General features: G+C 67.1%; 18 protein-coding genes and 11 pseudogenes. 11 read left to right on the forward strand and 18 right to left on the reverse strand.

Annotation, left to right across the window (positions count from 1 at the left end):
- Positions 1–146: 146 nt before the first annotated feature.
- Positions 147–306 (reverse strand): annotated as a pseudogene (locus FQ389_RS23035) (CDGP domain-containing protein); the annotation flags it as partial.
- A gap of 168 nt (positions 307–474) precedes the next feature.
- On the opposite strand from FQ389_RS23035, the pseudogene FQ389_RS01880 reads away from it, so the two are divergent.
- A pseudogene (locus FQ389_RS01880) lies at positions 475–1,089 on the forward strand (NAD(P)/FAD-dependent oxidoreductase); the annotation flags it as partial.
- 41 nt (positions 1,090–1,130) lie between these two features.
- Here FQ389_RS01880 and FQ389_RS01875 read toward each other — a convergent pair.
- From FQ389_RS01875 to FQ389_RS01855, 5 genes and pseudogenes are all read right to left on the reverse strand, one after another.
- Entirely contained in the window at positions 1,131–2,351 is a 1,221-nt protein-coding gene (locus tag FQ389_RS01875; RefSeq protein ID WP_144205936.1) for an O-succinylhomoserine sulfhydrylase, read from the reverse strand.
- 7 nt (positions 2,352–2,358) lie between these two features.
- Positions 2,359–2,769, reverse strand: a complete 411-nt coding sequence (locus FQ389_RS01870) for a rhodanese-like domain-containing protein (protein ID WP_144205935.1) — start codon at positions 2,767–2,769, stop codon at positions 2,359–2,361.
- Between the two features lie 10 nt (positions 2,770–2,779).
- Positions 2,780–3,906 (reverse strand): annotated as a pseudogene (locus tag FQ389_RS01865) (ATP-grasp domain-containing protein).
- 25 nt (positions 3,907–3,931) lie between these two features.
- Positions 3,932–4,571, reverse strand: a pseudogene (locus FQ389_RS01860) (PaaI family thioesterase).
- Positions 4,568–5,866 (reverse strand): adenylosuccinate synthase, encoded by a 1,299-nt coding sequence (locus FQ389_RS01855; RefSeq protein ID WP_144205934.1) that lies wholly within the window; start codon positions 5,864–5,866, stop codon positions 4,568–4,570. The pseudogene FQ389_RS01860 and the gene FQ389_RS01855 overlap by 4 nt, the downstream one beginning before the upstream one ends.
- 83 nt (positions 5,867–5,949) lie before the next feature.
- On the opposite strand from FQ389_RS01855, the gene FQ389_RS01850 reads away from it, so the two are divergent.
- The 4 genes and pseudogenes from FQ389_RS01850 (at position 5,950) to FQ389_RS21925 (ending at position 8,330) form a co-directional block, all read left to right on the forward strand.
- Positions 5,950–6,609: a peptidase M50 gene (locus tag FQ389_RS01850; RefSeq protein ID WP_144205933.1), complete on the forward strand. Its 660-nt coding sequence runs from the start codon at positions 5,950–5,952 to the stop codon at positions 6,607–6,609.
- A gap of 9 nt (positions 6,610–6,618) precedes the next feature.
- Positions 6,619–7,401, forward strand: coding sequence for a site-2 protease family protein (locus tag FQ389_RS01845; RefSeq protein WP_144205932.1), 783 nt, complete (start codon positions 6,619–6,621; stop codon positions 7,399–7,401).
- 246 nt (positions 7,402–7,647) lie between these two features.
- A pseudogene (locus tag FQ389_RS21920) lies at positions 7,648–8,203 on the forward strand (cation diffusion facilitator family transporter).
- Positions 8,160–8,330 (forward strand): hypothetical protein, encoded by a 171-nt coding sequence (locus tag FQ389_RS21925; protein WP_407662726.1) that lies wholly within the window; start codon positions 8,160–8,162, stop codon positions 8,328–8,330. Before FQ389_RS21920 ends, FQ389_RS21925 begins: the two are co-directional and overlap by 44 nt.
- A gap of 16 nt (positions 8,331–8,346) precedes the next feature.
- Here FQ389_RS21925 and FQ389_RS01835 read toward each other — a convergent pair whose 3' ends face one another.
- Complete coding sequence (locus FQ389_RS01835; protein WP_144205931.1) at positions 8,347–8,760, reverse strand: DUF3151 domain-containing protein; 414 nt, start codon at positions 8,758–8,760, stop codon at positions 8,347–8,349.
- Positions 8,761–8,805: 45 nt separating this feature from the next.
- Between FQ389_RS01835 and FQ389_RS01830 the strand changes: the two genes are divergently transcribed.
- Complete coding sequence (locus tag FQ389_RS01830) at positions 8,806–9,624, forward strand: Rv0361 family membrane protein (RefSeq protein ID WP_144205930.1); 819 nt, start codon at positions 8,806–8,808, stop codon at positions 9,622–9,624.
- Here the strand turns inward: FQ389_RS01830 and fbaA are convergent.
- Positions 9,621–10,647: pseudogene (gene fbaA / locus FQ389_RS01825) on the reverse strand (class II fructose-bisphosphate aldolase). The gene FQ389_RS01830 and the pseudogene fbaA sit on opposite strands and share 4 nt — an antisense overlap.
- A gap of 121 nt (positions 10,648–10,768) precedes the next feature.
- Here fbaA and FQ389_RS01820 point away from each other — a divergent pair.
- On the forward strand, positions 10,769–11,386 hold the full coding sequence (locus FQ389_RS01820) for a DedA family protein (protein ID WP_144205929.1): 618 nt from the start codon (positions 10,769–10,771) through the stop codon (positions 11,384–11,386).
- Here FQ389_RS01820 and FQ389_RS18770 read toward each other — a convergent pair.
- From FQ389_RS18770 to FQ389_RS01810, 3 genes and pseudogenes are all read right to left on the reverse strand, one after another.
- A complete protein-coding gene (locus FQ389_RS18770) occupies positions 11,307–11,732 on the reverse strand; it encodes a CoA-transferase (RefSeq protein ID WP_313901942.1) in 426 nt (141 codons plus the stop codon). The two genes, FQ389_RS01820 and FQ389_RS18770, sit on opposite strands and share 80 nt — an antisense overlap.
- A gap of 39 nt (positions 11,733–11,771) precedes the next feature.
- Positions 11,772–12,465, reverse strand: a pseudogene (locus tag FQ389_RS18775) (CoA transferase subunit A); the annotation flags it as partial.
- On the reverse strand, positions 12,462–13,592 hold the full coding sequence (locus FQ389_RS01810; protein ID WP_144205928.1) for a glycoside hydrolase family 76 protein: 1,131 nt from the start codon (positions 13,590–13,592) through the stop codon (positions 12,462–12,464). The gene FQ389_RS01810 and the pseudogene FQ389_RS18775, both read right to left, overlap by 4 nt.
- 157 nt (positions 13,593–13,749) lie before the next feature.
- On the opposite strand from FQ389_RS01810, the pseudogene FQ389_RS01805 reads away from it, so the two are divergent.
- A pseudogene (locus FQ389_RS01805) lies at positions 13,750–15,073 on the forward strand (ethanolamine ammonia-lyase subunit EutB); the annotation flags it as partial.
- On the opposite strand, the pseudogene FQ389_RS01800 reads toward FQ389_RS01805, so the two are convergent.
- Positions 15,055–15,713 (reverse strand): annotated as a pseudogene (locus FQ389_RS01800) (FAD binding domain-containing protein); the annotation flags it as partial. The pseudogenes FQ389_RS01805 and FQ389_RS01800 sit on opposite strands and share 19 nt — an antisense overlap.
- A 67-nt stretch (positions 15,714–15,780) precedes the next feature.
- A pseudogene (locus tag FQ389_RS01795) lies at positions 15,781–16,380 on the reverse strand (XdhC/CoxI family protein); the annotation flags it as partial.
- On the opposite strand from FQ389_RS01795, the pseudogene FQ389_RS18780 reads away from it, so the two are divergent.
- A pseudogene (locus FQ389_RS18780) lies at positions 16,376–16,710 on the forward strand (LysR substrate-binding domain-containing protein); the annotation flags it as partial. The pseudogenes FQ389_RS01795 and FQ389_RS18780 overlap by 5 nt on opposite strands.
- Before the next feature lie 7 nt (positions 16,711–16,717).
- Here FQ389_RS18780 and FQ389_RS01790 read toward each other — a convergent pair.
- Genes FQ389_RS01790 through ttfA form a run of 4 tightly spaced genes read right to left on the reverse strand, consistent with a single transcriptional unit; the run spans position 16,718 to position 19,715 of the window.
- Positions 16,718–17,365 (reverse strand): TrmH family RNA methyltransferase, encoded by a 648-nt coding sequence (locus FQ389_RS01790; RefSeq protein ID WP_144205927.1) that lies wholly within the window; start codon positions 17,363–17,365, stop codon positions 16,718–16,720.
- Positions 17,362–18,261, reverse strand: coding sequence for a hypothetical protein (locus FQ389_RS01785; protein ID WP_144205926.1), 900 nt, complete (start codon positions 18,259–18,261; stop codon positions 17,362–17,364). Before FQ389_RS01785 ends, FQ389_RS01790 begins: the two co-directional genes overlap by 4 nt.
- A gap of 13 nt (positions 18,262–18,274) precedes the next feature.
- Positions 18,275–18,814 (reverse strand): orotate phosphoribosyltransferase, encoded by a 540-nt coding sequence (pyrE, locus tag FQ389_RS01780; protein WP_144205925.1) that lies wholly within the window; start codon positions 18,812–18,814, stop codon positions 18,275–18,277.
- A 46-nt stretch (positions 18,815–18,860) separates the two neighbouring features.
- Positions 18,861–19,715 (reverse strand): trehalose monomycolate transport factor TtfA, encoded by an 855-nt coding sequence (gene ttfA / locus FQ389_RS01775; RefSeq protein ID WP_144205924.1) that lies wholly within the window; start codon positions 19,713–19,715, stop codon positions 18,861–18,863.
- Positions 19,716–19,889: 174 nt separating this feature from the next.
- On the opposite strand from ttfA, the gene FQ389_RS01770 reads away from it, so the two are divergent.
- Positions 19,890–20,291: an enoyl-CoA hydratase/isomerase family protein gene (locus FQ389_RS01770; protein WP_260860409.1), complete on the forward strand. Its 402-nt coding sequence runs from the start codon at positions 19,890–19,892 to the stop codon at positions 20,289–20,291.
- A gap of 85 nt (positions 20,292–20,376) precedes the next feature.
- On the opposite strand, the gene clpB is transcribed toward FQ389_RS01770, so the two are convergent.
- Positions 20,377–22,929, reverse strand: coding sequence for an ATP-dependent chaperone ClpB (gene clpB / locus FQ389_RS01765; RefSeq protein WP_144205923.1), 2,553 nt, complete (start codon positions 22,927–22,929; stop codon positions 20,377–20,379).
- A gap of 167 nt (positions 22,930–23,096) precedes the next feature.
- Here clpB and FQ389_RS01760 point away from each other — a divergent pair, with 167 nt between their 5' ends.
- Complete coding sequence (locus tag FQ389_RS01760) at positions 23,097–23,447, forward strand: hypothetical protein (RefSeq protein ID WP_144205922.1); 351 nt, start codon at positions 23,097–23,099, stop codon at positions 23,445–23,447.
- Positions 23,448–23,710 lie beyond the last annotated feature (263 nt).

The following is a 23,710-nucleotide window of genomic DNA, read 5'->3' on the forward strand; positions in this document are numbered from 1 at the left end:
TCATCGGCGAGTCGGGTGCGGCGCCGCAGCTGTCCCAGCAACTCAAGAGTCTCAACGACCCGACGCCCAAGAATCCGATGGGCAGGACACGGCTCAATTCATCACTGCCGCAGCCAATATCAGTGACTGCGAGCGGGCGGGAACACGACACACCGCTGCCAGGTTCCGTAGGGCTGAACTGGTCCGTCGCACTTGCTGAACGCGACTCCGGCCGAACTGGCAACCCGCGTTGGCCGGCGGTGCTAAGGCGAGTAGCGCGCCGACCGTGAGGCCGCCCGCCAGTCCTGCAACGACGAATTGTTTCATGGCTATCGGAACACTACCGTTGATTGTGAGTTTGCGGGTGGCGATGGCCCGCGCCGACTCCGTGAACGCGCGACACCGCGCGAGGCGACGTTATTAGGGTGGGTATGCGCTACGGAGAAAGCCAGAAGGATCTGCAGACCTGAAAGAGGCTGGAGAGAAGGGGGGGGGGTCGAAGTCCAGCTCAACGCGATAGTCGACGACGTATACTACATGGGCATCACGATCAAGGAGAAGGACGGCACCAAGCGCCGCATCGAATGCGCCTGCAAGGTGTGAGCGGCCGGCGTGCAAGCCAGCGCGCTGGGCAAGATCCTCGCCGACCAGTCCGACTGCACCGAGATCGACCGGGCCGGACGGGTGGTGGTCGAGCCCGACCTGACCATCAAGGGACACCCGAACATCTTCGTCGTCGGTGACCTGATGTCGGTGCCCAACGTGCCCGGGATGGCCCAGGGCGCACACTATGCCACCTACCGAATCAAAGCCATGGTCAAGGGCACAGACAACCCGGCCACCCACAAGCCGTTCAGCTACTTCGACAAGGGCAGCATGGCCACCATCTCCCGGTTCAGCGCCGTCGCGCAGGTCGGCAAGCTGGAATTCGGCGGCTTCATCGCCTGGCTGGCCTGGCTGGGGTTGCACCTGCTTTACCTGGTCGGCCTCAAGAACCGGTTCACCGCCGTCGTCGCCTGGTTCACCACCTTCCTGGGCGATGGCCGAAGCCAGATGGCCATCATCACTCAGATGATCTACGCCAGGGTGGTGACCCGGAACTGGATGTAAGCACTCACCCAGGCCGAACAAGCCGAAAAGCAGGCCGCCAGTTAGCTCAGGGCCTGGTCGATGTCGGCGATCAGATCGTCGGTGTTCTCCAGACCGACCGAGATGCGGACCACGCCGTCACCGAGCCCGATCGCGGCGCGACCCTCCGGCCCCATCGCCCGGTGCGTCGTCGTAGCCGGGTGTGTGACAAGCGATTTCACGTCGCCCAAGTTGTTGGATATGTCGATTATCCGCAGCTTGTCCAGCACCTGGAAGACCCGGTCCTTGACGACGGCGGCGTCCGCGTCCAGCTCGAAAGTGAGAACCGTTCCGCCACCGGACATCTGGCGTTTCGCCAGGACGTGTTGCGGGTGGGACGACAGATACGGGTAGCGCACCCACCGCACCGCCGGATTCTCCTCGAGGAACTCCGCAATCCGATGTGCCGAGGCGTTGCTGTACTCCACCCGAACCGCCAGTGTCTCAAGGCCTTTCAGCAGCACCCAGGCGTTGAACGCACTCATCGAGGGGCCGGTGTGGCGCATCAGCTTTTTCACCGGACCGTCGATGTACTCCTGGTCGCCGAGGATGGCGCCGCCCAGCACCCGGCCCTGACCGTCGATGTGCTTGGTGGCGGAATACACCACGACATCCACCCCCAGCGGAAAGCTCTGCTGCAGTAGTGGAGTGGCAAAGACGTTGTCCAACAACACCTTTGCTCCCGCGGCGTGCGCCATTTCGGTCACCGCGGCGATGTCCACCAACGACTGCATCGGATTGGACGGCGTCTCGAAGAACACCGCCTGGGTGGGCACCGACAACGCCTGCTCCCACTGGGTGAGATCGTCGCCATCGACGAAGACCGTCTTCACGCCCCAGCGCGGCAAAATCTCGTTGCAAACCACGAAACATGACCCGAACAGGCTGCGCGCGGCCACCAACCGATCGCCGGCACCCAGCAGCGCGCCCAGCGAGGTGAACACCGCGGCCATGCCGCTGGCCGTCGCGAACGCCGCCGGCGCGCCCTCGATCAGCCGCAGCCGTTCCTCGAACATCGACACGGTGGGATTGCCGTAGCGCGAGTACACGTAGCGGTCGATATCCCCCGAGAACGACTGCTCGGCCTCCGCCGCGGACGGATAGACATAGCCGGAACTTAAGAACATCCCCTCGGCGGTCTCGTCAAATGCCGACCGCAATAGTCCCCCGCGCACGCCGATCGTGGCTTGGCCTACACCGTCGGGAAGGACCTTCGAAATGCGCACCGAAGGCTTGTCGGTCATTGTTGTTTCATCCCTGCTTCCATGGCAATCCGACTGCACGCCAACCGGTTTCACCACGATGCCCCTGCTCGTCAAGGTGCCCCTCGAAACCGTCCAGCACGTTGTAGGACGGCGTGATACCCGCCTCGGTCGCGACCTCGGCCGCGCCGATCGAGCGGTTGCCGGAACGACACAGGAACACTACCGGGCCCGCCTCGGACCCAACCCGCTCCTTCAGTTCGGCCAAGAAGTTCTGGTTGGGCTGACCGGCCGCCGTGGTCCACTCGATGAAGACCGGGTCGCGGCCGAGACTGGACAGATCGGGCACTCCGACGAACCGCCATTCAGCCTCGGTGCGCACGTCCACCAGCACCGCCTGCGGGTTGTCGCTGAGCAACCTCCAGGCCTCGCGCGGTGTGATGTCTCCTGCGTAGCTCATCAGCGTGAGTCTAGTGGCGGTCCTCGGACACCGCTGCGGCCGCATCGCGAGCGCGGTCCCGGGCGGCCGCCACTTCCGGTGCGGTGGCCAGCGCCACGCCCCGCCGCGGGTCCGGCCCGCGACCAGAACACCCGCAGGTCGGTCTCCGGGATGGCCACCGCCGCGGTCAGCGTCGCGGCGGTGGTCGCCGGACGGGTCGAGCGGGCGGCCGCCGGTGAGATCATCAGCGCGTCCACCGGCAGCCCTAGAATCGCCCGCGCCTGCTGTTCGATCGCCGAAATCCGTTGACTGCGCAGAGTTACCCAGGCGCTCTGCGGCAGCACCGCCCCGACAGCGGCGAAGTACACCTCGTCGCCGTGGATCATCAGTTCGACGGCGACGACACCGCGGCCACCCAGCGCCTTGACGATGCGCGCCGCGATCGACTTGGCCGCGTCGAGGGCGGCCGGGCTCATTGGCTGCGGTTGCCAGGACTCCAGCACGTCCTGCTCGGCGCGGCGATGCCCGATGGGCGAACAGAACTCGATCACCGGCCCGCCGGGCCCCTCGGTGCGGATTGCGAGCAGTGTGAAGCAAACCTCGACCTCGACCACGGTCTCGGCGAGCACGCGCAGCGTCTCGCTCTGCCCGATGGCGCGATGCCAGACCGCCTCGACCTCGTCGGGCCGGCCACCATGGATCGCCCGGCTGGGCCGCTCACCGACTCGACCAGCATGGGGTAGCCGCCGTGCGCGGCGACCGCCCGCAATTCGTCGACCGACCCGACGAACCAGAACAGCGCGGTCGGCAGGCCCAATCGATCGGTGGCCAGCCCGGCGCAATGCCTCGCGGTCGCTCGTCAGCCGCACCGTCCGGGCATTGGGCACCAGCTCGAGGGTGCCCTCGTCGGCGCGGGCGGCGAGGACGTCGAGGGTCCGACCCGACACCGCCGAGGTGGCGGTCACCACGACATACGGGCGCAGCCGGTCGATCACCCCCGCCACCGCGTCGGTCACGACGTCGCGATGCTCGTCCACCTGCGCACCGAGGCGGCGCAGGGCGATCGCGAGGTCCCCGCTGAGCTTCGTCGGAACCCAGCAACAGCACGCGGGGCCCGCTGGCGGGCGCGGGCGGTCCTTCGGTAACGCCGTCAGTCACCAGCCAAGGATATGTGCCGCGCGCGTCAGGGCTGGCCAGGCAGCAAACGCACCATCAAAAACTGTTGGCCTCCGCCAACAGTGCGCCGTCCGCATCAACCAACTCCGCGGCGACGAAGGCCTTCCTCCCTCGGTGCTGGTGACCCGTCGCTCACCCGCAACGGAACGTTGATCGGGGTGATCTTGCGGTAGTCGACGTGCAGGAAGGCCGTGCGGCTGATCGGCCGGTTGGCGGCGTGCGAGATCATCCCGAACATGTGATCAAACAGCAGCGGCAGCACACCCCCGTGCACCGTGTAGTTGCCGCCAACGTGGACCGGGTGAACTGGCGGGTCATTTCGAAGCCGTCGGGCTGGTAGCGGGTCAACGTACACGGCCGGCAACAGCATGCTGCCCATGCCCGGCAGATCGGGCGTCCGCCCCGCCGGGGCCTGACCCTCGTGTCGGCCTGAAACGGGCTCAACAGCTCCACCAGGGCGGCGGCACGATCGGCCGCCTCGTCCCAGACGTCGTCGCTCGGCCGGCGGACACGGCAAGGTCCTGCAGCCAGCGCATGGTCGCCACGAACCGGCCGAAGCCTGGGCGGGGGGTAGCCGGACCGTATTCCGGGCAACCGCCGTGGTGTTCGTAGTCGGGGTCGAGCTCTTTGGGGTCGGGGTCGGTCACCGGCGGGCCGCCAGCACGTCGCGGCGCACGATGGTCTGGTCGCGGCCCGGCCCCACCCCGATGCACGAAACATGCGCTCCGGCAAGCTCTTCCAAACGCAACACGTAGTCACGCGCCTTAGCGGGCAGGTCGTCGAACTCGCGGGCGTCGGAGATGTCTTCCCACCAGCCGGGCAGCTCTTCGTAGATCGGTTCGGCCCGCGACAGGTCACTTTGGGTCATCGGCATCTCGTTGGTCTGGGTGCCGTAGACGCGATACCCCACGCATACCGGCACCGTCTCCAGGCTGGACAGCACGTCGAGCTTGGTCAGGAAGTAGTCAGTGATGCCGTTGACCCGGGTGGCGTAGCGGGCGACGACGGCGTCGAACCAGCCGCAGCGGCGGCGCCGACCGGTCGTTACGCCGAATTCGCCGCCGGTCTTGGACAGATATGCGCCGTTCTCATCGAACAATTCGGTCGGGAACGGGCCCGAGCCGACGCGGGTGGTGTAGGCCTTGAGTATCCCGAGCACGGTGGTGATGCGGGTGGGACCGATGCCGGACCCGACGGCCGCGCCGCCCGCCGTCGGATTCGACGACGTCACATAGGGATACGTGCCGTGGTCGACGTCGAGCAGCGTGCCCTGCGAGCCTTCCAGCAGCACGGTTTCGCCGGCCTCGAGCGCGGTGTTGAGCAGCAGCCTGGTGTCGGCAATGCGGTGCTTGAACCCCTCGGCCTGTTCCAGTAGCGCCTCGATCACCTGCTGCGGATCGAGCGCCTTGCGGTTGTAGACCTTGACCAGAATCTGGTTCTTGAGCTCCAGGGCGCCCTCGACCTTGTGGGCCAGTAGCTCCGGGTCGAGCACGTCGGCCACCCGGATGCCCTGGCGGGCGATCTTGTCCTGGTAGCACGGCCCGATGCCGCGACCAGTGGTGCCGATCTTCTTGTTGCCCATGTAGCGCTCGGTCACCTTGTCGATGGCCACGTGGTAAGGCAACAACAGGTGGGCGTCGGCGGAGATCAGCAGCCTGGAGGTGTCGACACCGCGATCCTGCAGCCCCTTGAGCTCGTCGAGCAGGACGCCGGGATCAATCACCACGCCGTTGCCGATGACGTTGGTCACACAGGGAGTCAGGACCCCCGACGGGATCAGATGAAGGGCGAAATTCTCGCCGGTCGGCAAGACGACCGTGTGCCCGGCGTTGTTGCCACCCTGATAGCGCACCACCCACTGCACGCGGCCACCAAGCAGGTCAGTGGCTTTACCTTTGCCCTCGTCGCCCCATTGGGCGCCGATGAGGACGATTGCCGGCATGTGGCACGCTCCCGCCTGGTCTCGCCTGCTTATTGTGGTCCAGCCGGGAAACAACCATATCTCAGTAGGGTCGTGAGGAGCTCATGAATATCGCCGCCGACACGTCGAGCGTGGCGGTGTTGCGCTTCGGCGGGCGACGACTCCCCGCGCCGCTGCGCGGGCTGCCGATCCACCAAGTCGACCGCGCCGCCGCCGCGGCGATCGGCGCGGCGATCGGGCCGTATCGGCGGTTGGCGGTGGTCGGCGCCGACGCCGAGCTGGCCGCCGTGCTGAGCCGGCTGATGCGCGCCGAACGCCTCGACGTCGAGGTCGCCTACGTGCCACCACGGCGCACCCGGGCCACCCGGATCTACCGCGTGCCGGCGGGCCGTCGCGCGGCGCGCCGAGCGCGGCGCGGTGCGGCGCAGCGGGTCACGCTGGTGCGCGACGAGACCGGTTCCGTGATCGTGGGCCGGGCCGGCTGGCGGCCACCGGCCGACGTGCAACGCCTGAGGGGTGAGGCCGTCGTCGACGACACCCAGCTGTTCGACGGCGACGTCACCGGCGCCGACGTCGAACCGACACTGTCCATGCCGGGCCTGCGGGCCGCGCTGCGCCCACCCTGGCGGCGATGGATCACCGGGCGCGCCGTCCAGCTGGGCAGCACCGGTGTCGTGGTGATCCGCGACGGGGTCGCCGCGCCCCGTCCCGCGCGCCGGTCGACGTTCTACCGCCACGTCGAAGGCTGGCTGCTAGTCCGGTAGTTTCGACCGGTGGACTCACACGGGCGTGCTTCGGTGCGACCCAGCCCGATCTTCTTCACCCTGATCGCGCTGACGGCGGCCGGCGGCGTGTTGGCGTGGCTGGCCGGAACGACAGTGCGTCCGATGGCCTACGCCGGAGTGTTCATCTTCGTGATCGCCGGCTGGCTGGTGTCGCTGTGCCTGCACGAATTCGGCCACGCGATGATGGCCTGGCGGTTCGGGGATCATGACGAGGCGGTGCGCGGCTACCTGACGCTGGATCCGCGGCGGTACGCGCACCCCGGCCTGTCGTTGCTGCTGCCGATGGTTTTCATCGCGCTGGGCGGGATCGGTCTGCCCGGCGCCGCGGTCTATGTGCGCAGCTGGTTCAGGACGCCGACGCGCCGCACGCTGGTCAGTCTGGCCGGCCCGGCGGCGAACCTGGTGCTGGCGGTGCTGTTGCTGACGCTGACGCGGCTGTTCTTCGACCCGGACCACTGGGTGCTGTGGGCCGGGGCGGCGTTTCTCGGCTTCCTGCAAATCATGGCGGTGATGCTGAACCTGCTGCCCGTCCCGGGGCTGGACGGCTACGACGCGCTGGAACCGCACCTGAGTCCGGACACGCAGCGCGCGGTCGCGCCGGCCAAACAGTATGGCGTGTTCATCATGTTGTTCCTGCTGCTGGCGCCGGTGATCAACCAATGGTTGTTCGGGATCGTGGCCTGGTTCTTCGACCTGTCCGGGATACCGCACCTGCTCGCCAGCGCCGGGAATTCGCTGACCCGCTTCTGGAGCCGCTGGATCCGACCCTGAAATATATGCGCTTTCCTGCATATATTGGCGGCATGGGCGCCGGACACAGCCACCCCCCTGCGGAGGCCTCGGATGGGGCCTCCGCTTCTCGAATGATTCCGCGCAGATCCATGGCCGCCGGGATCCTGGCAGTCTTCTTCGTGGTGGAGCTGACCACCTCTCTGCTGATCAATTCCCTTGCGCTGCTGGCCGATGCGGGTCACATGCTCACCGACGTGGTCGCGGTGTTCATGAGGCTGGCTCGCGGTGATCCTGGCCAGGCGCAGCAGTACATCGCCGAATCGCACCTACGGCTGGCATCGCGCCGAAGTCTTCACCTCGATAGCCAATACCGCGTTGCTGGTCGGCGTGGCGGTGTTCATCCTCGTCGAGGCGATCGACCGGCTCGGTACAGGGGAAGTAGTGCACGGTGTCCCGATGACCGTGGTGGCGTTGGCCGGGGTTGGCGCCAACCTCGTGGTGGCGATGCTGCAGCGGTCACCACTCCGGGGGCAGCCTCGCGGTCAAGGGTGCCTACATGGAGGTTGTCACCAACACCGTCGGCAGCCTCGGCGTGCTGATCGCCGGCGTCGTAACCGTCACGACGCACTGGTCCTACGCCGACGTGGTGGTGGCCTTGCTGGTCGCGATGTGGGTGCTGCCACACGCGTTCTCGCTGGCGCGCGCGGCGATGCGGTGTCCGAGACGTCGCCGGCCCACATCGACGTCGAGGAACTGCGCGCGGTCGACGGTGTCACCGAAGTGCACGATCTGCAGGTGTGGACGTTGTCGCCGGGCAGGGACATGTGCACCGTGCACCTGACCAGCGCCGCCCGCACGATTCCGCGCAGGTGCTCAGCGCCGCGCGTGCCGTGCTGCACGAACGCGGCCTCGAGCACGCCACCGTCCAGGTCGAGAACGGCAACATTTACTGCGCCGAGGACTTCTGAGGCGTTCTGGGGAGCTCTAGAGCCCCAGCTCCTTACGGGCCGCCGGGTCGCAATCGTCGAGCAGGTCCAGGCAGCGGCCGTACTCGTCGGCCTCGCCGATCGCGTCGGCGGCCCGGGCCAACGCCGCCACGCACCGCAGGAAGCCGCAGTTGGGTTCGTGCGAATAGGGCACCGGCCCGAAGCCCTTCCAGCCGTTGCGGCGCAGCTTGTCCAGGCCCCGGTGGTAACCGGTCCGGGCGTACGCGTACGCGGTGATGGCCCGGTCCTCGGCCAGCGCCTCCTCGGCGAGGGCCGCCCAGGCCACCGACGCCGCCGGATGCGCCGCGGCGACGATGCCCGGATTCTCGTTAGCCAGCAACTCGGCTTCCGCTTCGCTGTCGGCGGGCAGCAGGATCGGATCTGGTCCCAGAAGATCACCCATTGGTGTCATAAGTTCCATTCTGCCGTCCCGCCGCGGGTCGCTAAGCTCCAACTCATGCCTAACCCACCGGAGCCCAACCGCGGAAGCACCCCGCCAGGTGAAGACCCGGGCGCGGAACAGGCCGAAGATAACGCCACCGAGGCCTACCCGCTCGTTCCGACCCACCCGGAGACCGAGACCGTGGTGATCGACAAATCCGATCCCGAGACCGACCCGGACCAGCAGCAGGGCGAACGCCGCTTCACCGCACCGGGCTTCGACGCGAAGGAAACCGCGATCATCGCGACCACTGCCGAGCCGGCGACCGAGGTGTTCAACACCGCCCCCGGACAACCCGGACCGCCGGGACAACCTCCACCTCAACCGAAACCGGCTGTTCCGCAATCTATTCCGGGACACGACGGAAACAAGCCACGTCCTGCGTCGCAGAATTTCAACTGGGGTTGGGTGCTGGCGATCACCGTGATCGTGTTGGCGCTGACGGCCATCGCGATCTTGGGTACCGTGCTGCTCACCCGCGGAAGGCACACCCACGTCTCGCAAAAAGACCTGGTACGTCAGGCCATCCACAACTTCGACAGCGCGGTACAGCGCGGAGACCTCACCCAGCTGCGCAGCATCACCTGCGGCACCACCCGTGACGGTTACGTCGATTACGACGAACGCTCATGGGCCGAGACGTACCAACGGGTTTCGGCGGCCAAGCAATACCCGGTGATCGCCAGCGTCGACCAGATCGTCATCAACGGCCAGCACGCCGAGGCCAACGTTACCACGTTCATGGCCTACGACCCGCAACTGCGGTCGACGCGCAGCCTCGACCTGCAGTACCGCGACGATCAGTGGAAGATCTGCCAAGCCCCCAGCGGCTAGATGCCGATCGACTTTCCGACGCAGTGCAGGTCGTTGCACACGCCGATCACCCGCTCGGTCACCCGGCTTCGGCCTTCTTGAGGTAGCTACGCGGGTCGTAGAGCTTTTTGCTGCCCACCTCGCCGTCGACCTTGAGCACGCCGTCGTAATTGGTGAACATGTGCGTGGAGATCGGACGGGAGAACGCGTACTGGGTGTCGGTGTCGACGTTCATCTTCACCACGCCGTAGCGCTACGCCTCCTCGATCTCCGACTTCAGCGAGCCCGACCCGCCGTGGAAGACGAAGTCGAACGGCTTGGCGTCGTCGGGCAGACCGAGCTTGGCCGCCACCTTCTGACCCTGCGCCAGGATGTAGGGCCGCAGCTTGACGTTGCCGGGCTTGTAGACGCCGTGGACGTTGCCAAACGTCTCGGCCAACAGGTACTTTGCCATGCTCACCGGTGCCGAGGGCCTCGATCGTCTGCTCGAAGCCCTCCGGAGTGGTGTAGAAGCTTGTCGTCGATCTCGTTGTCGACGCCGTTCTCCTCCCCGCCGATCTCGATCTCCAGGATGATCTTGGCCGCGGCCGCCGCCTTGAACAGCTCTTTGGCGATGATGAGGTTCTCGTCGAGCGGCAACCGCCGAGCCGTCCCACATGTGTGACTGGAACAGCGGGTCCTTACCGGCCGCGACGCGCTGCGCCGAGATGTCCACCAGCGGGTGCACGTAGCAGGCCAGTTTGTCCTTCGGGCAGTGGTCGGTGTGCAGGGCGACGTTGATCGGGTACTTGGCCGCGATGGTGCTGGTGAACTTGGCCAGCACGACGGCGCCGGTGACCATGTCCTTGACGCCGAGACCCGAGGCGACCTCCGCACCGCCGGTGGAGAACTGGATGATGCCGTCGCTGCCGACGTCGGCGAAGCCCTTGATGGCGGCGTTCACGGTCTCCGACAAGGTGCAGAGTGGATCGCAGGGAACGCGTAGACGTTCTCCCTGGCGCGTGCCAGCATCTCGGCGTAGACCTCGGGGGTGGCGATGGGCATGACATTCCTCCTGAAGACTGAGTCGGCTTAGTATCGCAACCCGCCGTGCGCGCGGGGCAGCCCTCCATGTGCCGGTATGTTTGGACCCCATGAACATCGCCGCGACGGCTGAGTGGTTTTGATGCCCGACATCGTCGACCCGATGTTTTGGATTGGGCCGCAGGGCTTGTTCGCCTCCGCGGTGCTGCCGACCATCCTGGTCATCGTCTTCGTCGAGACCGGTCTGCTGTTCCCCCTGCTACCCGGCGAATCTTTACTGTTCACCGGTGGCCTGCTGGCCGCGCACGGGAAGCTCAACATCTGGGTGCTGGCGCCCGCGGTGGCCGTGGTCGCGGTGGCGGGCGACCAGACCGGGTACTTCATTGGCCGCCGGATAGGTCCGGCGCTGTTCAAGAAGGAAGACTCCCGCTTCTTCAAGCAGCATTACGTGACCGACTCACACGCCTTCTTCGAAAAATACGGACCTATGGCGATCATCCTGGCCCGCTTCATGCCGTTCGTGCGAACGTTCACGCCGGTGGTCGCCGGGGTGTCCTACATGCGCTACCCGCTGTTCCTCGGCTTCGACATCGTCGGCGGGGTGTTGTGGGGTGGCGGCGTGACGGTGGCCGGGTACTTCCTGGGCAACATTCCGTTCGTGCACCAGAACCTGGAAAAGATCATCCTGAGCATTCTGTTCGTGTCGCTGCTGCCCGCGCTGATCGCCGCGACCCGGAGCTACCTGGCACGACGGCCCTAGGCCCCGGCCCGGGAACCATCCAGTTGGCCAGGTCGCCGTTCTCGGCCGCCTCGAGGCCGCCGAGGATGGACAGGTCGATGTGGCCGCCGCGGATCATCGCGAACGACTCGGCGCTGCTGAAGAAGTTCGAGCCCTTCAGCGTGGTGATGGTCTGCTTGCCGGCGTTGACGAGGTCGGGGTCGACCTCATCCTCGGTCGGATAGGCCCCGATCCCGAGCAAGCCGTTCTCCGATTGCAGCGTGACGTTGATGTCGTCGGGGATGTAGTTGGCGACCAGCGTCGGAATGCCAATGCCCAGGTTTACGTAGTAGCCGTCGCGCAGCTCCTTCGCCGCGCGTCTGGCCATCAGCTCGCGGATCGGGCTGTCCTTCTTGGCCTCGGCGCCGGCGCTGATGGTGCGGAATTCGATGCGCTTCTCGCAGCCGGGGCCCTCGATGATGCGGTCCACGTAGATGCCGAGGGTGTGGATCTGGTCCGGATCCAGCTCGCCGACCTCAACCAGTTCTTCCACTTCGGCGACGGTCACCTTGCCGCAGGTGGCGATCATGGGGTTGAAGTTGCGGGCCGTTTTCCGATAGATCAGGTTGCCCGCCGTGTCGCCCTTCCAGGCCTTGACGATCGAGACGTCGGCCTGGATTCCTTCCTCCAGCACGTATTCGGTGCCGTCGAAAACCCGCATGTCCTTGCCTTCGGCGAGTTGAGTGCCGAACGCGGTGCGGGTGTAGAAGCCCGGAATCCCTGCGCCACCGGCGCGCAACTTCTCGGCCAGCGTGCTCTGCGGGGTGAACACCAGATCCAATTCGCCGGCGAGCACCTGGCGCTCGAATTCCTTGTTTTCTCCATACGTAGGAGGCAATAACTTCCTTGACCTGCCGCCCCTTCAGCAACAAACCCATGCCGAAATCGTCGACGCCGGCGTTGTTTCCGACGATCGTGAGGTCCCTGACGCCGCTGTCCACCAGCGCCTGAATCAGGTTCTCGGGTATGCCGCAGAGCCCGAAACCGCCTGCGGCAATGGTGATTCCGTCCTTCAGCAGGTCTCCTAGAGCCGACTGGGCGTCGGGGTGGACTTTACTCACGGCATGCTACTGTCCTGAGACGACGATTCGGTAGTAACCTTGCATGCGGCTTCCATCAGCATCCACCCCGACAGTTGGACCGACATATCCTGCTCCGGGATCTCCGACGCGTGCACCGCGCCCCCGACGAATTGTGCCTGGGCGCCACCGGCCGTCGGCAGTTCGGCGTCGCGATCCCAGATCGCTCCGAACAGCGGCAGCCCGTCCACGGTTTGCCGGTACTCCCAGGAGGACTTCGCCAAGGACAGCACGATCGTGCGGGCGGTGTCGCGGGCCAGCACGTCGTCGGCGGAAGCACCCGGCAGCGCGGTCGCTACCAGCGCCAGGTAGCGGGCGGTGATCCCGGCGAACAGCCCGCCGTCACCGCCGCCGGAGCCCTTCAGCACGCCGGACGACGCCATGTGCTCGCTGACGGCGGCGACCAGACGGTGCACCCGCGGGGCGTGCCGGTCGTCATGGGTGCGGGCCGCGAGTTCGGTTTCCAGGCCGAGCACCACGCCCTGGCAGTAGGTGTACTGGGCGCGGACCAGCGAGCCGGCCTTGATCCCGTCGAACACCAGGTGGGTCTGCGGGTCGATCAGGGTCTCGTCGATCCAGTCAGCTATCTGCTGCGCGAGCCGCACGTGGTCGCCGTAGCGCGCCAGAAAGATTCCGGCCGGTCCATTGGCCGGGGCGTTGAAGAACTGATCCTGCTTGCGCCACGGGATGCCGCCTCCATCCTCGGGCACCCAGGCCTTGACGAACTGGGCGGCAAGTTTGGGCAGTGCGCGGCTGCGCTCGACGCCGGCGAGCCGCGCGGCCCGTTCCAGCGCGATGGCCAGCCACGCCATGTCGTCGTAGTAGCTGTTGGTCCAGCGAAAGTTGTTGCGCAGCCGGTGTGAACGGACCTGACGGTTGATGCTGACCCGCCGCTTCGGCTGCGGATCACGCGATTGCGCGTCGACCAGGCAGTCCAGCAGATGCGCCTGCCACCAGTAATGCCAGGTACCGAACAGCCGGTCGCGCCGGGTCGGCGGCCAGACCACCACACCCAGCTGCGTTCCGGGTAACCCCCACAACCGTTTCAGGTGCCGGTGCGCGACAGCGGCTTCGGCGCTGGCGGCCCGGTTGGCCCATAGCTGATCCATACGTGCCGACCCTAGCCTCATCGTTGTTCGAGCGCCGAGTGTGCAGTTGCGGACTCAGCTGTGCGTCCAGGGCGGCCCACGCCCGCGTGTCGTCGCGCTGGACGCACACCTCAACACCGCAGATGGCCAAGTCAGTTGTGCCGCCTCATACTGAAATATGCGCTACCGGCAAACCATTGCGGGCACCACGCATTCGTTTACCGGGCTGGTCGACGTGCTGGCCAAGGCCACGCCGCTGCGCTCCGGTGATCAGCTCGCCGGATGCGACGCCGAGCGCGCCGCGGCCGCCTGGGTGCTGGCTGACATACCGCTGACGACGTTTCTGGACGACGTCGTCGTGCCGTACGAAACCGACGAGTTCACCCGGCTGATCATCGACAGCCACGACCGCGCGGCCTTCGGCCCGATCGCGCATCTGACCGTAAGCGGTTTTCGCGACTGGCTGCTGGACACCGCGTCGCGCGACGACGGCGCCGCACGCATTGCCGCCGTCTCGCCCGGGCTGACGCCGGAAATGGTTGCCGCGGCGTCCAAGATCATGCGCAACCAAGACCTGATTCTGGTGGCCGCGGCGGCGAGGTCGACCGCCGCGTTCCGCACCACGATCGGACTGCCGGGCACGCTGGCCACCCAACTGCAGCCCAACCATCCCACCGACGACCCCGCGCGGGATCGCCGCGGCGATGCTCGACGGGCTGCTGATGGGCTGCGGCGACGCGGTGATAGGCATCAACCCCGCGACCGACTCCCCGGCCGCGGCCGGGGAGCTGCTGCGCCTGCTCGACGACATTCGGCAGCGGTTCGCGATCCCCACCCAGTCCTGCGTGCTGTGCCATGTCACCACCACGATGGACCTGATCGACCGCGGTGCACCCGTCGACCTAGTGTTTCAGTCGATCGCGGGCACCGAGAGCGCCAACGCCGGGTTCGGCACGTCCATCGCGATGCTGCAGGAGGCCAACGAGGCCGCCCGGTCGTTGCGCCGCGGCACCGTCGGCGACAACGTCATGTACCTGGAGACGGGCCAGGGCGCGGCGCTGTCGGCGGAGGCGCATCTGGGCGTGGGAAACCAGCCGGTCGACCAGCAGACGCTGGAGGCGCGGGCCTACGCGGTGGCCCGGGCGCTGCAGCCGCTGCTGATCGACACCGTGGTCGGCTTCATCGGCCCGGAATACCTCTACGACGGCAAGCAGATCATCCGCGCCGGGCTCGAAGACAACTTCTGCGGGAAGATGCTCGGCCTGCCGATGGGCGTCGACGTCTGCTACACCAACCACACCGAGGCCGACCAGGACGACATGGACACGCTGCTGACCCTGCTGGGCGCAGCGGGCACCGCGTTCGTCATCGCCGTTCCGGGCGCCGACGACATCATGCTCGGGTACCAGAGCCTGTCCTTCCACGACGTGCTGTATGCGCGAAAGGTGTTGGGGCTGCGGCCCGCACCTGAATTCGAAGCCTGGCTGGCCGGCCTGGGCATGGCTGCCCGTACTCGTTCGGCGGCTGTGCGCAAGGTGCGGACGGTCAATTCGGACGCCAGATGCCGCTTGTACTCGGCGGTGCCGCGGACATCGGTGACCGGGTCGCAGGCCTGCGCGGCGCGTCCGCGAAGACCTCGTCGGTGGCCGGCTGACCGGCCAGCGACGCGGCGACTTTGGCCAGCGCCTCGCGGTCCACGTTGACCGCGGTCAGGCCCAACCGCGCCGCGGCGATCGCGGCGCCGTCGAGGGTCAGCGAGGCGCCGGCCGCCGCCACGGCCCAGTCATCCACTCGTCGTTCCACCTTCGCGTAGGCGCTGGATATCTTGTGCCACAACGGAATACGGAACACTACCAGCATCTCGTTGAAGGCCAGCGCCGTTTCGTACGGGCTGAGGATGAAGTCGTCGATCGGTATCTCGCGTTCCCTCGACGGGCCGCGGGCCAGGCATACCGCGTCCAGCGCCTCGCAGACCGTCGAGAGGTCTTCGGTCCGGATCGGTTTGGCACAGTGAATTATTCAGGATAGCAGGCTGTGCCCGGCGGCGACCACTCGCGCGCCGTCGCCCAGCCGATCGAGTAGGCCGATGGCGTGGTCAACACTGGTGGTGCGCTCGTATTCGAAGGGACCGGATACTTGCATGTGACGCACCTCACTGGGCAGGGGGCGGACCCGGTGTCGACCCCCTCTGACCTGCGCATCAAGAACGAGTTAAGCGATCGTTGAAGTCGTCTCGAACCCGCAGCCGCGCCATCCAGTCGTCGTGCGTGCGACGTGAGCCAATCGCCCCGACGTATCCGACACGCGGCAGGCGCAGCGCCACCTCGCGAGGACCGGGACATCGAACTTGGCGTCGTGGGTAAGCACGCAGATCACCGTGCTGTCGTCGATGGCGCTGGCGTCGGCCTGGGCGGCGAGATAGCGATGCTGCCAGTCGACGACGACCTCTTCGGCCGCCGGGAAACGGGCGGTCGTGGCGAACACCGCGCGGGCGTCGCACACGGTGACCCGGCAGCCAGGGAAGGCGCCTTGCCGTGCCGACCTCCATGCCCTCGTCGAGCCGCTGGCCGTCCGGCCCGTAGGTGAGAACCTCGCCGCGGCCCAACGCGAGCAAGCCGCGGGCATCGTCGGCGACCGCGGCATCGGCACGCGCCGATCCCAGTGACGCCGCCACCGCATCCGGGCGGACGACGAGACGGCGGCCGATCCAGGCGTCGTCGCGGTGCGCGATGACGGTCGCGACCGCCACCGGCCGGTGCGCGTCGTTGTCGTCGGCGATCGCGCCGAGTTTGGGAAAGGTCGTCTTGGTCGCGCCGAACAGTCCACTGGCCGTGGGTATTCTGTCCCCGGTGCTGTTGCGCCAACAGCAGTGGATGCTGGGACCGTCGGCGGGCAGCGTGGACGCGAGATCGCAGCCATGTTGCGCGACTTGGCTATTCCCGAATCTCAGCAGCGGATTTTTCAGAGTGATGACGCCGCGCTGAAAGAGGTGCAACGCGTCGGCGGGGTCACGCTGACCATCGGTTTCTCGGTCACCAAGGACCTCGCCGCTGGGCGGCTGGTGCACGTCAACGGGCCGGGCCTAGACCGCGCGAGTGAGTGGTGTGCGGCGACGCCGGCGCCGGCGTCGCGACAGCCGCAGGGCACTACCAGGCGGAGCCGAGGTCAGCGTGCTGGCGGATCCAGGCGTGCATCGCGATTCCCGCGGCGACGCCGGCGTTGATGCTGCGGGTCGAGCCGAACTGCGCGATCGAGACCGTAATCGCCGCGGCCGAACGGATGTCGTCGGTGATCCCCGGCCCCTCTTGGCCGAACACCAGCAGGCACTCCCGCGGCAGCGCGGTGTCCTCCAGCCGCGCCGCCCCAGGCACGTTGTCCACCGCGACCACACCCAGCCCCGCGGCCCGGGCGAACTCCATCAATTCCGCGGTGCTGTCGTGATGGCACAACCGTTGATAGCGGTCAGTCACCATGGCGCCACGGCGATTCCAGCGACGCCGACCCACGATGTGCACGGTATCCACCGCGAAGGCGTTGGCCGTGCGCACTACCGAACCGATGTTGACGTCGTACCCGAAGTTCTCGATCGCGATGTGCAGCGGATGGCGGCGGCGGTCGATGTCGGCGATAATCGCCTCCCGGGTCCAATACCGGTAGGCGTCGACGACATTGCGGGTATCGCCGTCGCGCAACAACATTGGGTCGTATCGCGGGCCGTCGGGAAGCTCCCCCGGCCAGGGACCGACGCCGGCGGCCGGCTGCGCCGCCCATTCGGTGGGGCCGGGTTCGGTCATCGCTGGGTCCACACCCCGGCGTGCGTACCGACGATCGCCACCGTCGCATAGAGCAGAGCCTGATTGATCTCGCCCTGGGTGCACAACGACGCGGAGACGTGCACGGCGTCCCGCGACGCCTCGGGCAAGATCAGCACCGACGACCCGTACACCGCGCACGCCGGGTCCAGGCCGGGCGCGGGCAGCGTCGGCGACGCGAGCAACATCATCGGGCCGCCGCGGCGGGCGGAGTCGTCACGGTAGCGCGCCGCGACGGCCTCGGCGTCCAGCCCGAGCAGCATGTAGCCGTTGCCGGTGAAGGCCCCCGGATCGCCGAGTTGCGCCCGGGTCACCGGCGTGCCGTCGGCCCGCCAGGCCGACAGGCTGGTGGTCTTGACGACCAGGCCGGTGTCGTTGACGTTGGTCGGCATCAGGCCCACCGGGAACGCGGCCGGGTAGGCCGCGGAAGTGTCGGGGATCCGGTCGCGTGTCGAGTAGCTGTACACGCCGCGCACCTGGCTGCGGTCCTTTAGCGGGCCGAGGCACACGGTGCCGGTCAGCCGTCCGGGCGGCGCCTTCAGCGGCGACGGGATGTCGTGCACGGTCGTCATCGCGGTGTCACAGCTGCCCAACCCGTCCGACTCCATCGGGTGGGCGAGCGCGCCGTACAACCCGAAGCGAATGTCCTCCGGCTTGGTGTGCGGCGCCTTCGGGTCCGTCGGCGACGCCTCGACGTCGACCAGCACGTAGTCGCCGCCCCAGCGCAAATTGGATACCGAGATGTTCCAGCCCAGCACCGCCAGCGATTCGCCCAACCGCGTCGACTGCGCGCCATATGGCGCCGCGACACGGCCGGAACCCAAGCAGCCCGCCAGGCAGAGTACCAAACAGGCTGCTATAGCCAGGAAAGTGCGCACAACGGTGACGGTCCTAGCTCAACCCCAGATCGGCCAAACCCAACACGCTGCGATACGGCAGGCCCTCCGCCTGGATGGCTTCGGCGGCGCCGGTAGCGCGGTCCACCACGGTGGCCACGCCGATCACTTCGCCGCCCGCGTCCTGGACGGCGTGCACCGCGGTCAGCGCCGACCCCCCGGTGGTGCTGGTGTCCTCGACCACCAGCACCCGCTGCCCGGAAACCTCGGATCCTTCGATAAGACGTTGCAGGCCATGGATTTTCACCGATTTACGCACCACGAACGCGTCGATCGGGCGACCGGGTGCGTGCATGATGGCGGTCGCGACCGGGTCCGCGCCCAGGGTCAGGCCCCCGGCGACGGCGTAATCCCAGTCAGCGGTGAGTTCCCGCATCAGCACACCGATCAGCGCACCGACCCGGTGATGCAGGGTGGCGCGGCGCAGGTCGACGTAGTAGTCGGCCTCCTTGCCGGACGACAGCGTGACGCGGCCATGCACCACCGACAGTCGTCGCACCAGATCTGCCAGTTCCGCGCGGTCAGATTCGGACACGGCCTTATTTACCCTTTGTGTGTTTACCGTTGCAGCGCAACAGGATTCAGTGATGGAAGTTGGGGGCCTGCTGGCCGTTGCGCTCGGTCGACGGTGGGCGCCGGATCGCTTCGGTACGCCCCTCGTCGCAGGGGCCGGGCTCCGCGGCGCGGCGGGCGACCTGCGGATCCGAGCCCACCAGCCCGGACACATCCTGGGCCGAACGCCGGGGCGGTAACTCGGCGCGGCTGGCCGGGGGCAGCGGTCGGCTCGGCGCGGCGGCGCGCGGCCCGGCCGGCTCGTCGCTTTCGGCAGGCACCGGCGGCAACACCCGCAACAGGTCGTTGAACTGGCGCACGGTCCGCAGACCCTCGTCCCACTGGGTGCGCGTGCTGGACACCGGCATCGCGACCAGCGTCCAGTTCTGCTCGTTCCACATGATCTCGGCGGAATCCGGCGCGGTGTGCGCGAAGGTGACCATCCGGCGGTCACAGGCCCGGCGGGTGGCGTCCAGGTTGGTGGAGTACACCATCCGCGGACCGATCGCGCCGAGCAACCAGATGTCGCTTTCGCGCGGCTCTTTGAGACCTTTGAGCCGCAGGTCGACGACAACGTTGGTGCCCACCTTGCGGTGCAGCGCGATCACGGTGGCGACTTCCTCAAGATCGAAGATGTACACTGCCTCACCACGGATTTGGCCCAGCACGACGTTGTGGGCGGGAACATCGCCGACCGTCGACATCACGCCGCGCTTCCAGCGCTTGAGGATTTCGGTCGACTCGCGCTCGTAATCGAATCCATGCGAGCGCGCCCAGGATCGACGCCGTCTGCTGCGCCCGCGGCGTCGATCGATGTCGACGTACAGCAGCACCACCGCACCGACGAAGCACAGCGCGGAGAGCGTGAACCAAAGCGGGACCATCCTAAGTAGCGTATCCGCTATCGGACCGGAACCGAGAATGCGACCAGGTCACAACCACATTAAGTTTGCTGATACGCGTAGGGTTTCCCGCATGGCCTACGACGGCTTCCAGTTCATTCGCGTCGCGGCGGCCGACAGTGTTTGCCGGGCAACCATCGACCACCCCCGATCAATTTGCTGGACGCGTCGCTGCTGCACAAGATCGACCGGCTGACGCGCGAGGTCGCAGCCGATGACGCGGTGCGCGTGCTGGTCGTCGATTCGACCGATCCGGAGATATTCATCGCCCACGCTGACGTGGAGTTGATCCTGGATCTGCCCGCCTTCACGACAAGCGAGGACCTCGGCCCGCACCCGGAGCTGTCACTGTTTCACGCGGTGACCGAGCAGGTGCGGACGCTGCCGATGGCGACCGTCGCGGTCATCCAGGGGGTCTGCCGCGGCGGTGGCTGCGAGTTCGCAATGGCATTCGACATGCGCTTTGCCGCGCTCGGCACGACCGTGCTGGGTCACCCGGAGGTGGCGCCCGCCGGCGCCCAGACTCGTGACTGCGAGCTGGGCGACCGGCGCCAATAGCGTCCTGCGAGCGCCGAACGTGCACTCAGCGCGAAAAATCGCGGAAATCTCGCTATCAGTGCACGTTCGGCGCGGGGGCGCGGCGTCAGCCCAAGATCAGGCTGTCGCCGCCCGGGCTGACGTTGACCGGCACGGTGTCGCCGTCGTGGACGTCGCCGGCCAGCAGCAGCTTGGCCAACTGGTCCCCAATGGCCTGCTGGACCAGCCGACGCAATGGCCGAGCGCCGTACACGAGATCGAACCCGCGCTGGGCGAGCCACTGCTTGGCCGGCAGCGACACTTCCAGCGTGAGGCGGCGCTGCGCCAGCCGCTTCTGCAGCTGAGCCAGCTGGATGTCGACGATCTGCACCAACTCGCCGGGCTCCAGGCCCTGGAAGATGATCACGTCGTCGAGCCGGTTGATGAACTCCGGCTTGAACGCCGAGCGGACCGCCGCCATCACCTGCTCTTCGCTGCCGCCCGACCCGAGATTGGACGTCAGGATAAGTATGGTGTTGCGGAAGTCGACCGTGCGGCCCTGCCCGTCGGTCAGCCGACCCTCGTCGAGCACCTGCAACAGCACGTCGAACACATCGGGGTGCGCCTTTTCGATCTCGTCGAACAGGATCACGGTGTACGGGCGCCGCCGCACCGCCTCGGTGAGCTGACCACCCTGATCGTAGCCGATGTAGCCGGGCGGGGCGCCGACCAGGCGGGCCACCGAGTGCTTCTCGCCGTACTCGCTCATATCGATGCGGACCATGGCGCGTTCGTCGTCGAACAGGAACTCCGCCAGCGCCTTGGCCAGCTCGGTCTTACCGACACCGGTCGGGCCGAGGAACATGAATGACCCGGTCGGCCGGTTGGGGTCGGCGACGCCGGCCCGGGACCGACGCACCGCGTCGGAAACCGCGGTCACCGCCTTCTTCTGGCCGATGACGCGCTTGCCCAGCTCGTCCTCCATGCGCAGCAGCTTGGCAGTCTCACCCTCGAGCATCCGGCCGGCGGGGATCCCGGTCCACGCCGACACCACATCGGCGATGTCGTCGGGACCGACCTCCTCCTTTAGCATCCAATTTTCCCGCGCCTCGGCCTGCGGCAGTGCCGCTTCGAGCTTCTTCTCGACCTCCGGGATGCGCCCGTACCGCAGCTCCGCGGCCTTGGCCAGGTCGCCGTCGCGCTCGGCGCGCTCCGACTCGCCCCGCAGGGCCTCCAGCTGTTCCTTGAGCTCGCGCACGGTGTCGATGGCGTTCTTCTCGTTTTGCCACCGGGTGGTCAGCTCGGCCAGCTTTTCTTTCTGGTCGGCCAGCTCCGAGCGCAGCTTATCCAGCCGCTCCTTGGACGCCTCGTCCTCCTCCTTGGCCAGCGCCATCTCCTCGATTTCGAGGCGGCGCACCAGCCGCTCGACCTCGTCGATCTCGACGGGCCGGGAGTCGATCTCCATCTTGAGCCGGCTGGCGGCCTCGTCGACCAGGTCGATGGCCTTGTCCGGCAGGAAGCGGGCGGTGATGTACCGGTCGGACAGGGTTGCCGCCGCCACTAGCGCGGAGTCTGTGATCCGCACCCCGTGATGCACCTCGTAGCGATCCTTGAGGCCGCGCAGGATGCCGACGGTATCCTCCACAGACGGCTCGCCGACCAGCACCTGCTGGAACCGGCGTTCCAGCGCCGCGTCCTTCTCGATGTACTTGCTGTACTCGTCGAGGGTGGTGGCGCCGACCAGCCTCAGCTCGCCGCGAGCCAGCATCGGCTTGATCATGTTGCCGACGTCCATCGCGCCCTCGCCGGTCGCGCCGGCACCGACGATGGTGTGCAGCTCGTCGATGAACGTGATGATCTGGCCCGCGGAGTTCTTGATGTCGTCCAGCACGGCCTTGAGCCGCTCCTCGAATTCGCCGCGGTACTTCGCGCCGGCGACCATCGACCCGAGGTCGAGTGCGATGACGGTCTTGTCGCGCAGGCTCTCCGGAACGTCGCCGGCCACGATGCGCTGGGCCAGGCCCTCGACGATCGCGGTCTTGCCGACGCCGGGTTCACCGATCAGCACCGGGTTGTTCTTGGTGCGCCGGGACAACACCTGCACAACGCGACGGATCTCGTTGTCGCGCCCTATGACCGGGTCGAGCTTGCCTTCCCGAGCGCGGGCGGTCAGATCGGTGGAGTACTTCTCCAGCGCCTGATACGTCGCTTCGGGGTCGGTGCTGGTGACCCGGGTGCTGCCGCGCACCTTGACGAACGCGTCCCGTAGAGCCTGGGGGGACGCGCCGTGGCCGGTGAGCAGCTTGGCGACGTCGGAGTCGCCGGTAGCCAGGCCCACCAACAGGTGCTCAGTGGAGACGTACTCGTCGTCCATCTCGGTGGCCAGCTGCTGGGCGGTGGTAATGGCGGCCAGCGATTCACGCGACAACTGGGGCTGCGAGCTGAAGCCGCTCGCGCGGGGCAGCCGTTCGAGCAGGTGCTCGGTTTCGGTCCGAATGGTCCCGGGCGCGACACCGACAGCTTCCAGGAGCGGCGCGGCGATTCCATCGTTCTGGGTTAGCAACGCCAGCAGCAAATGTGCGGGCCTGATGTCGGGGTTACCGGCAGCGCTGGCCGCTTGTAAGGCTGACGTCAGAGCTGCTTGCGTCTTGGTGGTCGGGTTGAAAGAGTCGCTGGCCAACCGAGACACCTCCGTTCGGGTATAGGGAAAATGCTTCTCGCGATGTTCAACGTCGTCAAGGTTGAGTCTGTTTCGCTCAAGTCTAGATTTCTTGGAGGAATTTTGCACGAGGGAGGCGACGACTCCGCCTCGCGCCGCCGCCCCGGCGGATTCCGGTCACCTTTTGGGTGGCTGAGTTGCTCCCGTTTCGCTGGCGGTACGTCTGGACGCTGTTCGTCGTCGCGATCGCGCCGATCGCGCTGTGGCTGCAACTACTGACGGCCTTTGCCGCCACCGCGGTGATCACCCTGGCCGAGATCTACGCCGTTCACCTCTACGGCGCGCGTATTCGGCTCGGGCTGCTCAAGTGGGGGCGCGTCGCGACCGTCACCGGCATCGAAAGCCTTCCCGAGCACAGTATTTCAATACTCGACTACCGATCGCGCGGGAGTGGACCGTCACCCGGCTGCGCTGGAGCGGCCCCAACACCAAGACGACGGTGTCGTTCACACTCGACGGCCACCGCGGCGCTCTGGTGATGCGCGGGCGGGAATACGTCGACGGGGTGATCCTCGCCGACCAGCGCAATCCGGCACGCGCCCGCTGCGTGAGCGCGTTTGCCTACGACCTCGACCGGACCGGCAACTGGATCGGCGCGCTGCGGCCCAGGTTATTGGTGGGAATGTCCTGCTGGTTGGTCATCGTGGTGGGGTTGCTGCCCCTGGCCGGGCTGGCGGCCGCCGGATTCCGCACCAACCTCGTCGGCGACACCCCCGCCGAGAACGTGCCCGCCGCCGGCACG

It is taken from the genome of Mycobacterium tilburgii (genome assembly GCF_902168065.1).
Lineage (GTDB): Bacteria > Actinomycetota > Actinomycetes > Mycobacteriales > Mycobacteriaceae > Mycobacterium > Mycobacterium tilburgii.

Coding starts and splice junctions, on each gene's coding strand:
- FQ389_RS01875 (WP_144205936.1), bottom strand. CDS start 2,351: ATGACCGACAAGCCTTCGGTGCGCATTTCGAAGGTCCTTCCCGACGGT.
- FQ389_RS01870 (WP_144205935.1), bottom strand. CDS start 2,769: ATGAGCTACGCAGGAGACATCACACCGCGCGAGGCCTGGAGGTTGCTC.
- FQ389_RS01855 (WP_144205934.1), bottom strand. CDS start 5,866: ATGCCGGCAATCGTCCTCATCGGCGCCCAATGGGGCGACGAGGGCAAA.
- FQ389_RS01850 (WP_144205933.1), top strand. CDS start 5,950: ATGAATATCGCCGCCGACACGTCGAGCGTGGCGGTGTTGCGCTTCGGC.
- FQ389_RS01835 (WP_144205931.1), bottom strand. CDS start 8,760: ATGACACCAATGGGTGATCTTCTGGGACCAGATCCGATCCTGCTGCCC.
- FQ389_RS01830 (WP_144205930.1), top strand. CDS start 8,806: ATGCCTAACCCACCGGAGCCCAACCGCGGAAGCACCCCGCCAGGTGAA.
- FQ389_RS01820 (WP_144205929.1), top strand. CDS start 10,769: ATGCCCGACATCGTCGACCCGATGTTTTGGATTGGGCCGCAGGGCTTG.
- FQ389_RS18770 (WP_313901942.1), bottom strand. CDS start 11,732: ATGGCCAGACGCGCGGCGAAGGAGCTGCGCGACGGCTACTACGTAAAC.
- FQ389_RS01810 (WP_144205928.1), bottom strand. CDS start 13,592: ATGGATCAGCTATGGGCCAACCGGGCCGCCAGCGCCGAAGCCGCTGTC.
- FQ389_RS01790 (WP_144205927.1), bottom strand. CDS start 17,365: ATGACCGAACCCGGCCCCACCGAATGGGCGGCGCAGCCGGCCGCCGGC.
- ttfA (WP_144205924.1), bottom strand. CDS start 19,715: ATGGTCCCGCTTTGGTTCACGCTCTCCGCGCTGTGCTTCGTCGGTGCG.